The sequence below is a fragment of the Actinomyces israelii DSM 43320 genome (assembly GCF_000711965.1).
Taxonomy (GTDB): Bacteria; Actinomycetota; Actinomycetes; order Actinomycetales; family Actinomycetaceae; genus Actinomyces; species Actinomyces israelii.
The window spans coordinates 1-11,921 of sequence record NZ_JONS01000022.1 but is presented as its reverse complement, the minus strand read 5'-3'; the positions used below and the strand labels follow the sequence as shown (position 1 = coordinate 11,921).

General features: G+C 73.6%; 8 protein-coding genes and 1 pseudogene. 4 read left to right on the top strand and 5 right to left on the bottom strand.

Annotation, left to right across the window (positions count from 1 at the left end):
- Positions 1-36: 36 nt before the first annotated feature.
- A pseudogene (locus O145_RS08955) lies at positions 37-383 on the bottom strand (LLM class flavin-dependent oxidoreductase); the annotation flags it as partial.
- A gap of 448 nt (positions 384-831) precedes the next feature.
- Here O145_RS08955 and O145_RS08950 point away from each other — a divergent pair.
- On the top strand, positions 832-1,413 hold the full coding sequence (locus O145_RS08950) for a peroxiredoxin (RefSeq protein WP_043562345.1): 582 nt from the start codon (positions 832-834) through the stop codon (positions 1,411-1,413).
- 110 nt (positions 1,414-1,523) lie between these two features.
- Positions 1,524-2,054, top strand: coding sequence for an alkylhydroperoxidase, AhpD family (locus O145_RS08945; RefSeq protein WP_043562344.1), 531 nt, complete (start codon positions 1,524-1,526; stop codon positions 2,052-2,054).
- A gap of 51 nt (positions 2,055-2,105) precedes the next feature.
- Here the strand turns inward: O145_RS08945 and O145_RS08940 are convergent, their stop codons facing one another.
- Positions 2,106-2,618 carry a PH domain-containing protein gene (locus tag O145_RS08940; protein WP_043562343.1) on the bottom strand — a complete coding sequence of 171 codons (513 nt, stop codon included), beginning with the start codon at positions 2,616-2,618 and terminating at the stop codon, positions 2,106-2,108.
- A gap of 249 nt (positions 2,619-2,867) precedes the next feature.
- Here O145_RS08940 and O145_RS08935 point away from each other — a divergent pair, with 249 nt between their 5' ends.
- Entirely contained in the window at positions 2,868-4,349 is a 1,482-nt protein-coding gene (locus tag O145_RS08935) for a DHA2 family efflux MFS transporter permease subunit (protein ID WP_084682491.1), read from the top strand.
- A 1,027-nt stretch (positions 4,350-5,376) separates the two neighbouring features.
- On the opposite strand, the gene O145_RS08930 is transcribed toward O145_RS08935, so the two are convergent.
- The 3 genes from O145_RS08930 to O145_RS08920 all read right to left on the bottom strand — a co-directional run bounded on the left by O145_RS08930 (position 5,377) and on the right by O145_RS08920 (position 9,310).
- Positions 5,377-6,585: a hypothetical protein gene (locus O145_RS08930; protein WP_043562342.1), complete on the bottom strand. Its 1,209-nt coding sequence runs from the start codon at positions 6,583-6,585 to the stop codon at positions 5,377-5,379.
- Positions 6,585-7,781 (bottom strand): TadA family conjugal transfer-associated ATPase, encoded by a 1,197-nt coding sequence (locus O145_RS08925; RefSeq protein WP_043562341.1) that lies wholly within the window; start codon positions 7,779-7,781, stop codon positions 6,585-6,587. Before O145_RS08925 ends, O145_RS08930 begins: the two co-directional genes overlap by 1 nt.
- Positions 7,782-7,894: 113 nt before the next feature.
- A complete protein-coding gene (locus O145_RS08920) occupies positions 7,895-9,310 on the bottom strand; it encodes a cellulose synthase operon protein YhjQ/BcsQ (RefSeq protein ID WP_229118471.1) in 1,416 nt (471 codons plus the stop codon).
- A gap of 965 nt (positions 9,311-10,275) precedes the next feature.
- Between O145_RS08920 and O145_RS08915 the strand changes: the two genes are divergently transcribed.
- The gene (locus tag O145_RS08915; protein ID WP_052374899.1) at positions 10,276-11,211 is read left to right on the top strand and encodes an HAD family hydrolase; all 936 of its coding nucleotides are present in this window, start codon (positions 10,276-10,278) and stop codon (positions 11,209-11,211) included.
- The last annotated feature ends 710 nt before the right edge of the window (positions 11,212-11,921 follow it).

Here is an 11,921-nt window from a genome sequence, read left to right as displayed (position 1 = left end):
GATGACCGTAGCGGTGCGGCGCCCGCGCCGGCTCAGCCCGCCGGGCGCGCGGCCCAGCCCCAGGTCTACGCGTCCGGGGAAGAGGGTGTCAGGGTGGCGAGGCGCTCGGCGACCTGCAGCGAGCCGTAGTGCATCGCCATGATGCCGCCGGAGCCCGCGCGGATGCGGTCGGTCGCGTCCAGCATGTGCATGATGAGCAGGTCGGGGGCGCTGGAGGCGAAGGCGCTGGTGCTGTGGCGCTCGGCCAGCCAGAAGCGGTGGTAGCCGCTGTCCTCCAGGCCGCGGGCCAGGCGGACCGTATCCTCAATGTCCTCAGTGTCCTCAACGGCCCGGCGGGGCGTCCGGCCCGCGAAGGGGATCTGCTCGAGGGCGCTCAGTCGCATGCGGCTCCCCTTCAGAACGTGTACGCGTCAGGCGCGCAAGGCTTGCGCGGCTCGTGCACGAGGTCGTCGGGCCCGGCCGGGCGCGCAGGGGCGCGCCGGGCATCCACGCGAATGCGGGCGTGAAGAGGTCGGCCCGGCCGGGCGCGCAGGGGCGCGCCCCGGGCATGATCCCCCACTGCGCGAAATATGGGGGCCCGGCCGGGCGCGCAGGGGCGCGCCGCCGTGACCGGCCGTGGCGACGGGGCAACACGCCGACGACCCCGCCATTCCGCCGCGCGCCCCACAAGGACTGACGCCGGCCGGCGCCGCGAGGCATGGGGAGAACGGCGGCGCCATAACTTGTTCTTCTGCACCTATCAAGAATAGGTTGTTGGAAATTATCGCCTATTGGTTCTACCGTGGTGCATGCGCACAGACCGACGACCGACCACCTCAGGAGGCAGCACACATGCCCGTTCTCACCATTGGCGACCAGTTCCCCGACTACGAGCTCACCGCCGTCGTCCCCGGCAACCTCAAGGACGTCGCCGCGGACAGGCCCGAGGACTACTTCACCACCGTCTCCTCCGCCGTGCCCGAGGGCACCTGGCGCGTGATCTTCTTCTGGCCCAAGGACTTCACCTTCGTGTGCCCCACCGAGATCGCCGCCTTCGGCGACCTGTACGAGGAGTTCAAGGACCGCGACTGCGAGGTGGTGGGCGTCTCCACCGACAACGAGTACACCCACTACGCCTGGCGCCGCAGCCACGAGGCCCTCCAGGGTCTGCCCTTCCCCATGGCGGCCGACCTCAAGCGCGAGCTCGTGAGCGCCCTGGGCGTCCTGAACCGCGACGGCGTGTGCGACCGCGCCACCTTCCTCGTGGACCCGAGCAACACCATCCAGTTCGTCTGCGTGGACGCCGGCAGCGTGGGCCGCAACACCGAGGAGGTCCTGCGCCAGCTCGACGCCCTCCAGTCCGACGAGCTGTGCGCCTGCAACTGGAAGGCCGGCGCCGCCACCATCGACGCCCTGTCCGAGATGAAGGGCTGACTCGGACACCGGCCCGCCCACCACGGCCCCGAGCACGACCCGGGCACCGCCGGCACCGCCGTCGGGCCCATTGACAGACCACCACCCACAACCTCACGTAAGGAATACGCATGACCATCGCCACCCTGCGCTCCGCCCTGCCCGACTGGGCCAAGGACCTCTCGCTGAACCTGTCCAGCCTCACCCGCGCCACCACGCTGACCGAGCAGCAGCAGTGGGGCGCCTTCCTGGCCGCGGCCGCCGCCACCCGCAACGAGTCCGTCCTGGTGCAGGTCGCTGAGGAGGCCCGCGATCACCTGAGCGAGCAGGCCCGCTCCGCCGCGCTCGGCGCCGCCGCGATCACGGCAATGAACAACGTCGCCTACCGCACCCGCCACTTCCTGGGCGGCGACTACGACAACGAGCGCGTGGGCCTGCGCATGAACATCATCGGCTCGGCCGGCGGGGTCGAGAAGGTCGACTTCGAGCTGTGGATCCTGACGGTGTCCGCCATCAACGGCTGCGAGAAGTGCGTCTCCTCCCACGACGCCACTGCGCGCGCCGAGGGCCTGACCACCGAGCAGGTGTGGGAGGCCGTGCGCATCGCCGCGACCATCCAGGGCGTCGCCCAGGCGATCGGCGTCGTCGAGACCCTGGGGTGACGCGGGACTACCGGCCTTCCGGGCGCATCGGCCCGCGCACCTGCTGCCGGTTCAGCTGCGGGGGTCGGCGTCGATGGCTCCCTGGACGTCGTTGAAGAGCAGGTTGGAGATCTCGACCTGCACCACCTCCACGTGGGGCACGTCGTGCAGGAGGAGCGGGTCGTCGGCCGAGGTCTGCAGCGCGAGGGTGCCGCAGCCGAAGAAGCGGTCGGTGAGATCCTTGTCCAGCTGGATGTCGGAGATCCGGGTCAGCGGGAGGTCGTGGCCCACCCGCTTGAGGACGCCGGAGCGGGTGATAATGCGCTTGGTGGTGACCGTGTAGGTGTGGGTGTACCACTGCAGCCACGGCACGATGAGCAGCGGCACGCTCACCACCAGCACCACCGCCCAGATGCCGATCAGGCTCCAGGGGGACCACGAGGCCGGAGCCAGCACCGAGCCGACGACGCCGGCCACGAGCAGCACGACCTCGAGAATGATCCTCCACAGGAGGAGCTTGATGTGGGTGTGCATGTGCCGCACCACGACCTCGTCGCGGCTGAGCAGCTTCTTCGACAGAGCCATAGGCATATCGTGCCATGACTCGCCGGAGCTGACGGCTCTTCACGGTGCGCCGCCGAGGTCGGTCAGCTCCGGCTCGAGATCGGTAGGTCTCCGCACCGAGATCGGTCCGGGGCGCCCGGCCGCCGCACCGCGCGCAGCAGGCGTAGACTGCTCATGAGCACCCGCAGCGACGCGTAGCGTCCGGCTGCGGGTGCTCACGCGTGACGGGCGCCGCCGTCGAACCCACCGCCCCACGGATGAGGAGCCTCGATGAGCACGCCCAGCACCCCGCCCGCCGCCGGCGCGCCCGACACGCAGAAGCCCGCCCCCGGCGCGCCCCTCACGGTCAGGGGCCGGACCGTGCGCCCCGCCGTCGTCCTGGTCACCTGCTGCACGGCGCTGTTCATCTCCTCCATGAACGCGGCCCTGATCAATGTGGCCCTGCCGGTCATCCGCGCGGACCTGGGCGCCTCGACGACCCAGCTGCAGTGGGTGGTGGACGCCTACACCCTCATGATCGCCACCCTCCTGATGGTCAGCGGCTCGATGGCCGACCGCTTCGGGCGCAAGCGGGCCTTCATGACGGGCCTGGCCCTGTTCGCCGCGACCTCGGCCCTGTGCGCCCTGGCGCCCACGATCACCTGGCTCATTGCGGGCCGCGGCCTGCAGGCCGTGGGCGGGGCGCTGCTGACGCCGGTCGCCCTGTCGATCATCTCGGCGACCTACACCGACCCGGCGAGGCGGGCCGCCGCGATCGGCGTCTGGGGTGCGGTCACGGGCCTGTCGCTCGGGCTCGGGCCGCTCATCGGCGGGCTGCTGACCGACGCCTTCGGGTGGGAGGCGAACTTCTGGCTGAGCGTCCCGGTGTGCCTGGCCGCGCTCGCGGGGACGGCGCTGTTCGTCCCGGAGTCCCGCTCCGCGCACCCCCGCCGGTTCGACCTGGCCGGCCAGCTGCTCATGATGGTGCTCCTGGCGGGGACGGTCGGCGCCCTCATCGAGGGCCCGGACAGCGGCTGGTCCTCCGCGCCCGTGCTCGCGGCGGCCGCGCTCGCCGCAGTGGCCCTGGTGCTCTTCATCGCCGTGGAGCGGCGGGTCGCGGAGCCGCTGATCGACCTGCGCTTCTTCCGCTCGGCCGCCTTCAGCTCCTCGGTACTCATCGCGGTGGCGGTCTTCACCGTCCAGGGCGGATTCCTCTTCCTCATCTCGCTGCTGCTGCAGGGGCCCTTCGGCTACTCGGCGCTCACGACGGGAGCGCTCATCCTGCCGATGGCGGCGGTGCTGGCGCTCAGCTCGCCGACGTCGGGGCGGCTGGTGGGCCGCCGCGGCACCCGGCCGCCCCTGGTCATCGGCGGCGCGGCGATCGCGGTGACCGGCGTCTTGCTGGCGCTGATTCGCAGCGGGACCCCGGCCTGGTACCTCATCGCCGCCTTCATGGTGCTGGGAGTCGGGCTCGGCTTCGTCAACCCGCCCATTACGACGACGGCGGTGGCGGGGCTGCCGCTGTCACAGGCGGGTGCGGCCTCGGGGATCGCCTCGGCCTCGCGCCAGGTGGGGGTGGCCCTCGGCGTGGCGGTGGCCGGCCTGGTCACAGGCACCGACGACGCCCGCCTCATCTCGGCGAGCCACCCCGTGTTCTGGCTCGCCGCGGTTCTCGGGCTGGTGATCGTGGCCCTAGGCGTGGTTTCAACGAGCGCGTGGGCGCGGGGGACACGCCGCCGGCTCGACGCCCTCTTTACCGGCTCGGGCGCGTAGGTCCTGCTGCGGAAGTCGTTGGAATCGGGTGCGAGGAACTGCGCGATTCCCCGGTATCGCTGTGCGGGCCGGGCGGCGCGAGGAGCCGGAGGCGCGCGGGGCACCAGTCTCCCGGGGCGCCCGGGTGCCGTGCCCGAGCGCAGCCCGCCGGAGCGCCGCCGTCGCCCCGCACTGCCCTCGGCGCGTCCCTCTTCGTCGAGATCGGTCGTATTCCGCGTCGAGATCGGTTCAAGGAGGCCGCCGGGGCGCCGTCGTCGTCCCGGCGGCCTCCGCGAAGGCCCTCCGGGACCGCAGGCCGCCACGGAGCCGGCCCCGCACCTGACGAGGAGAACCTCCATAACGCCCCGGGCTGACCACATCCACCACCTCCCGCTGGTCCATGACCGCCTACTGGGCGGCGCCTCCGCCGCGCGCAGGAATATTGCTTGCTACGCTCCTTCGTGCCTTACTACGCTCCTTTTAGCCGTACAGAAAGGAACAAAGGAGCGTAGCAAGCGATGGCGCGCTCGGTCGCCCTGGTCGCACAGCCCAGTCCTTCCCGGGTGCGGATACGGAGGCGTCGCAGCCCCGGCCCTGGCCGCAAGGAGTCAGTCTGCGTCCTTGTGATCGTGGTCGCCGGCACCCGGCCCGCCGGCTCATGGTGGCCGGACCCCCGGGTACTCCGGCCCCGCCGGCGCACCAGCACGGGCCGGGCGGCCGCGTTCCTGGCGGCCAACGGTCTCCTACCTTCCGAGTCGCTTCTGCACCCCTTCGTCAAGCACGCCGCCGCCCTTTCTCAGACATCCCGCCCCGCCACTCCCGACACCGCGCAGCCAGGCGCCAGCCCCCGGACCTCAGCCGACCCGCCGCCCAGCCCCTCCTCACCCCTGGACGGTGGAATGCCCCCGCGGCACCCTCCACCCGACTCACCACTGCTCCGGGCCGGCAGACCACTGACAAGCAGCCACCAACGCGATCGCCCGTCCCCTTCACCCACGGCCCCGCGCACAACCCCCCAAACCCGAGCCACCCGACCGATCTCGGCGAGTCACCCGTGCAGCAGGTCCAGTCCGACGCTCGCCACCACCGGCACGATCCCGAGCACAATGAAGGCGGGCAGGTGGCACAGCCCCAGCGGGAGCACCAGCCGCACCGCCAGCCTCTCAGCCGCCTCCTCGTCGGCCGCCCGCCTGCCGGCGCGCAAAGAGGCGGCCGTCCCCGCCAGCAGCGCCGCGGGAGAGGCCCCGTCCTCCCAGCCAGGACGCAGGCACCCCTCCAGCCGCGTGCGCCGCTGCCGCCACGCCTCGTCGTCGGGGGTCTCCCAGGCCTCGTCCCAGTCGGCGCCCAGCAGCAGCGCCCGGCCCACCACCGCCAGCTCGTCCTCCTCCAGCGCCTTCCCGAGGGCCTGAAGCGTCCCGGGCAGGGACGCCCCGCAGGCCAGTGCGGCGGAGGCCAGGTCGAGTACGAGCGCCTCGTCCACCCGGCTCCTGCTCGCCGTCGCCGCCGCGACCATCCGCGCCGTCACCCGGTGCCCCGCGACCATGAGGCCGACGCCGAGAAGCCCCAGCGCGCTGCCCAGGCCACCGTCGAGCAGCACCTCCTCGGGCCGGGCCCCCACGGCCGCCCCCAGCAGCAGCCCGACCGGCGGCAGCGCGGCCAGCATCCTGGCCGTGGACCGCGGCCCCGACAGCGCGGTGCGACGCGAGGACTCGGCGTGCCCGGACTCGGCGACCCCGCCGGCGACCGCCTCCAGGACCTCGGCCAGCGGCGCGCCGAGCACGGCGGTGAGCCTGCATGCCGCCACCGCCCCGGGCGCTGCAGCCGCGGCGGCCCGCTGCCGCTCCCGGACGGCCCGGCGCCCCGGTCCCGGCAGCGGCGGGCGCCACGCCCACCGGCCGTCCGACCGCACCGGCCGCCACTGCTCGGGAGCAGCCCGGCCGAGCCCCAGGAGGGCGGGCGGGACGCCGTCGTCGCCCGGCTCCGCCCCCTCGAGCACGCCTCCGCGCGCCAGAGCCCGGGACCAGGCTCGCTGCGGCGTCGCCCCGGCGCGCAGCAGGGTGGCGACCTCGGTCAGGAGCAGGCCGACGTCGAAGTCCTCCCGGGGCCGCGCCGGGGGTCCGCCGCCCAGCCCCGGAGCGGCCATGGCACCGGCGTGATGGGCGCCCATGCCGGCGGGGCGACCCCGACGAGCCGGCAGTGCGACGACGGCGGCCGCCAGCGCCACCAGCAGCCCGACGGCGATCACGCCGAGATCCATCACGCCCCGCTCCTCAGCGCCGCCGCGACCGGCCCGCCCCCGATGCGCTCGCCCAGCCGGTCGGCGGCCGGCCCGGCGCTCACGGCGCCGTCAAGGGAGACCTGGAGCGCGTCGTCGCACACGAGCCGCCCCCGCACGCCCCGGCGCAGCATGCCGATCCCGGCCACATAGCGGCGTGTGCCGGACGGGGCGCCGCCGGCTCCACCAGACGGGCCGTTCGGCCCGCCGCCCGCCGCGCCGTCAGTGCGCCGCAGGTGGACGACGGCGTCCAGGGCGCTGACGGCCTGGGCGGCGACCGCGGCCTCATTGAGCCCAGCCAGAGCCCCCAGCGCCGTCAGGCGGGCGGGGACGTCGGCCGGGGAGTTGGCGTGCAGGGTCGCCCAGCCGCCCTCGTGCCCGGTATTGAGTGCGGTGAGCACGTCGCGCACCTCGGGGCCGCGGCACTCCCCCAGGACAATGCGGTCGGGCCGCATGCGCAGCGCCGTGCGCACGAGCGCGGTCATGGGCACCGCCCCGACGCCCTGGACGTTGTCGCCACGCTCCTGGAGGTGGACGACATGGGGGTGGTCGGGGCGCAGCTCGGCGGCCTCCTCGATGCACACAATGCGCTCGGCGGTGCTGACCAGGCCGAGGAGGGCCGCCAGGAGGGTCGTCTTGCCGGTGCCGGTCGCCCCGGTGATCAGGCAGGAGGCCCGCGCCCCAACGAGCTCGGCCAGCACCGCGTCCAGGCCGAGCGCGACCGTCCCGGCCTCGACGAGCTCGTCCAGGGTGAAGGCACGACGCCGCTTAGTGCGCAGGCAGATGAGCGTGCCGTCGGCGGACAGGGGCGGCAGGACCGCGTTGAGGCGGGTGCCGTCGGGCAGGGTCGCGTCCACCACAGGGCTGGCATCGTCCAACCGGCGCCCGCAGGAGGCGGCCATACGCACCGCGAGCGCACGCGCCCGCTCTTCCGGCAGGGCGGCGGCGTCGATGCTCTCCAGGCCGCGGCCGCGGTCGATCCAGGTGCGCCCCGCCCCGACGAGGACGTCGGTGACGCCGTCGGTCTCCAGCAGCGGCTGGAGCACGGGGCCCGCGCCCTCGACGTCGGCGCGCACGCGGCGGCTCAGGCGGGCCAGGCCGCCGGCGCCGGTGGTGGGCGCGGCGGCCCGGCCCAGAGCGCTCTCCAGGCTGACGCCGCGGGCCAGCGCCCCGCGCACGGTGGCGAGCTCGTCTCCAGTGGTGCTCCCAGAGCCTGCCGCGCCTCCGGCACCCGCTGCGCCCCCGGCGCCGTCTCTGTCCCGCCCGGCGGGCCCTGGGCCCTGCCGCGGGCTCACCACGGCCGCTCCGTCCCGACGAGCCCGACGAGCTCCGCCGCCACGGCACGGGCCGCGCGGCGGGCGCCGCCGCGGCCCCGGGTCGGGTCGTCGCCTCGCGCCACCCGCTGAGCGACGGCCCGGTCGTGAGGAATCCTGGCGACCACCGGCGCCCTGGCCATGACCGTGAGGTCGTCGGCGGTGACGTCCTCCCCGACCAGGCGCACGGCCAGCGCCACCGACCCGCCCTCGGCCGGCCGGGCGCGGGCGGCCAGAGCCTCGGCGGCGACGGCCGAGCGCAGGTCCAAGCCGGTCACGAGCAGGACGAGGCAGCCGGACGGGACCTCGGCGCCGCGGGGCAGGTCGACCAGGACGAGGTCGTGGTAGGCGCGCAGCGCCTCCAGGGCGGGGCCGACGCACGCCGGGCTGGAGGCCCCGCCGCGCCCGTCTCCGGTCAGGACGGGCATGCCGAGCCAGGTGGGCAGGGCGGGGACCAGGCGGTCGGGGCGGAAGGCGGCCTCCTCGGCGGGCAGGTCGCCCCAGCGCAGGCCGGGGACGACGTCGTCACCGATGAGCAGGCCGAGGCCACCCGCCGGGTCTGCGTCCAGCAGCGCCACCCGGGCGCCGGCGACGGTGCAGGCGCGCGCGAGGTGGAGCAGGAAGGTGCTGGTGCCCAGTCCGCCGCGGGCCCCGGTGAGCGCGACGACGCGGGCGCGCGGCGGGTGCTGGGCGCTCAGCAGGGCGGCGACGAGGCGGTCGGGGCCGTCGGGCGCCGCGAGCTCCTCCAGGGCAAGAGTGTTCAGGCGGCTTCTGCCCAGGTCCTCGACGGGGGCGTCGGCGAGCACGTCGGCGGCGCCCAGGAGGAGGACGGCGGCGGCGGTCTCCGTGAGCTTGTCGACGACGTCGGTCAGGTCGCTCACTGGGCACAGCACCGGGTCGCCGCCGGTGCAGGCGCGCACGAGGGCGAGGACCTCCTCGGTCCGGGGCTCGGACAGGGTGTCGGACAGCGCCTCCGACAGGAGATCGGGCGGAGACGCGCCCGGCGGGAGCACGGCGGGGTCGGCCGAGGCGGCGGGGCACGCCGGGTCCTCCGGTGCGACAAGGGCGACGGCGTCGGCCTCGGCGGCCTGGTCGGGGAGGTCCGCCAGGACGACGGGAACGGCGGCGTCGGCCGAGGCAGGGGCAGCGGCCTCGGCCTGAACGACAGCATCGGCCCGAGTGGCGGTGCCCGCCCGAGCGGCGGGAACTGCCCAAGGCGTGAGAACGAGGACACGGACGTCGGGCGTCGGCGGCGCCTCGTCGGCGACGGGCGCTGTGGACGCAGCGGGCACGGCGCACCAAGATGCGGGGGACTGCGCCGGGCGCGACGCATCCGCCGCGAACCGGGGGCCCGGCGCGTCCGGGAGGGCCGAAGGTGTGGTCGAGTCGGACACGGCAGCTCCTTGGGGCGAGGAAGGGGCGGAAGAAGGCAGAAGAGCACAGAGCGGACGGTGCGGAGATCGGGGCATCCCCCGCCTGCGCGGGGCGCAGGCGCCCCGCCTCTGCGTCTCCAGGGTGGGCCATGACACCGCAGTGCCGCATCCAACCGTCTTGAGCCCTGTGGAAAACGGATGCGCGACGGCGCCTGTGAAGCCCGCCTCCGCTGGCGCCGGTTCTGTCCGGCCCTCGTGCCCGTTATCTTTCGCCGAGATCAGTTCACTTCCGCGCCGAGATCGGTTCGAGGCGCCGGCCCGACGCACGCCGGACACGCCGGGCGTCTCCGCGTCTCGGACAGCGATGGCCCCACGCGCCTTCGGTTCCTCGTACCGCCCTACCCGCACCGCCAAACCGCGGAGTCATACCGATCCCCACTGCGCCTGGAGGACGCTAAGTCGTCCGGCCGAGTGTCCAGGCAACCCGCCGCGCCCGTCCTGTGTCTTGCGGCACACTGGTCCTTCCTCCACAGCGCACCCCGGGTCAACACAGCATCAGCTCTGCCGGGGAGTGCACCGAGAGAGGGTGAGGCTGGGCACGTCGTCGAAGAACCGGAAGCGTCGCCCCCGTAAGAAGGGGAAGAAGGCACGCACAGGGATGACGGGCTCGCAAAAGGCCCAGACCTGGCGGACTGCGTTGGAGATGCCTCCGCCGTCGATCTGGGCCCTTGCAGCTCTGATCAACGCCCTGACGGGTCGTTGAGTCAACATCCCAGTCGATTCTGAGGAGCCATCCGGTGGTCGCCGAGTGACTCCCCGTTAGTATGCTTCGCCGGGGCTTCCCGTGTCCACAGCACCTGCCGCCTCGCCGCCCGAGCGCTCCAGCCGCCGGCTGAGCGCCCCGGAGCAGCACATCCTCGCACCGCCTCGCACAGTCGAGTATCCTTGTGGCACCTGTCACAGCGAGGAGCGGGAGGTGAGCGACCGTGACGACCCCCAGGAGCCCCGGCGCCACTGACGGCAGCGCCCCGCCGGCCGCGCCAGACACCCCGGCACCGGCCGCGCCAACCCCGCCGGCCGCCCCGCCCCCCGGCGGCTCCCCCGCACGCACCTGCGCCTACTTCGACCTCGACAAGACCATCCTGGCGACATCGACCACGCTCGCCCTGGGCTCCCCCATGCGACGCAGCGGCCTGATCTCGACCGCCGCCCTGGCGCGCGGTGTCATCGCCCAGCTTCCCTACCTCCTGGTGGGCGCCAACGAGAACCAGACCGGCCGCCTCATGGAGCGCCTCGCACTCATGTCCGCGGGCGTCGAGCGCGCGGACATGCAGGCCGTCGTGCGCGACGCCCTGGCTACGGTGATCGAGCCCGCCGTCTACGCCGAGGCCCTGGACCTCATCGCGGCCCACCATCGAGCCGGTCACGACGTCGTCGTGGTCTCGGCGTCCTCGGCCGAGATGGTCGAACCGATCGCCGCGCTCGTCGGGGCGGACCGCGCCATCGCCACCCGCATGGAGGTCGACACCGAGGGCCGCTTCACCGGCCGGATCGAGCACAGTCTCCTGCACGGCGCGAAGGTTGACGCCCTGGTCGCCGACGCGAGCGCGCACCACATCGACCTCGCCCGCTCCTGGGCGTACTCCGACTCCATCTCCGACCGCCCCATGCTCGAGGCTGTCGGCCACCCGGTCGCCGTCAACCCCGACCGCGACCTACGGCGCCTGGCCGCCGCACAGGGCTGGCCGGTGCGGGACTTCGAACGGCCGGTACGGGTGCGCGTGCGGATCCGCATGCCCCGCCCGAGCCTGCCCGACGGCTCGCGGCTCCTCTGGGGCACAGCCGGGCTCACCGGACTCGCGGCGGTCATTGTCGTCGTCGGCGCAGCGACGGCGGTGCGCCGGGCTCGCCGCCCTCGCTAGATGTCGGACGTCCGGACGCTGCGCCCGCCGCCCCTCGACCCCTGTCACCCTCTTCGCCGAGACCGGTTCAAGGGGGCTCAGCGGGCCCTCTGCCGGACCTCCACCAACCCTCCGGGACTCTCAAGGATCCCCGACAGTCCAGGCGTCGACCAGAAAAAGGTGGCTCCCACGCACTTTTAAGGTGCTCATCGGTCTCGGGCGCAGCGGGGATCGGCGTGATTCCGCGGTTCTGCGGCGAGGGAGGGGCGAGGATCGGTGCTAAAAGTGCGTGGGAGCCACCTTTTTGAAGTACCGCAGCCCGCAGCGGAGCGCCAGGCAGGCGCCTCGAACCGATCCCGACGAGAAGAAGCCGCAGGCCTCGGAAGCAACCATCTAAAAGACCAAGCCCGGGTGCTCGTCCCTGTCCGACCGGCGCGGTCGTACCTCAGCTCGCGCGAGGACCGGGCGGAACCCGCCTCGCCTCGAAATCAGTCACTCAGAGCGGGCGCCGCTCACTGCGTGCGACTCGCCCGCTCGAAGGGCTCTGGAACACGACGAACTGACGCTGACATTGAGCGCGCCGCCCTCTCGCGGTCGTAGATCAAGGTCCTGTTATGGCTGGAATTAAACAAGATCGGTGTGTGGCGGTGTGACTGGGAGGTGCTCGAAGTCGTAGTCGAAGGTGCGGTTGGTGATGTAGGCGGTGAAGGCCGCGAAGGTGTTCTCCGGGG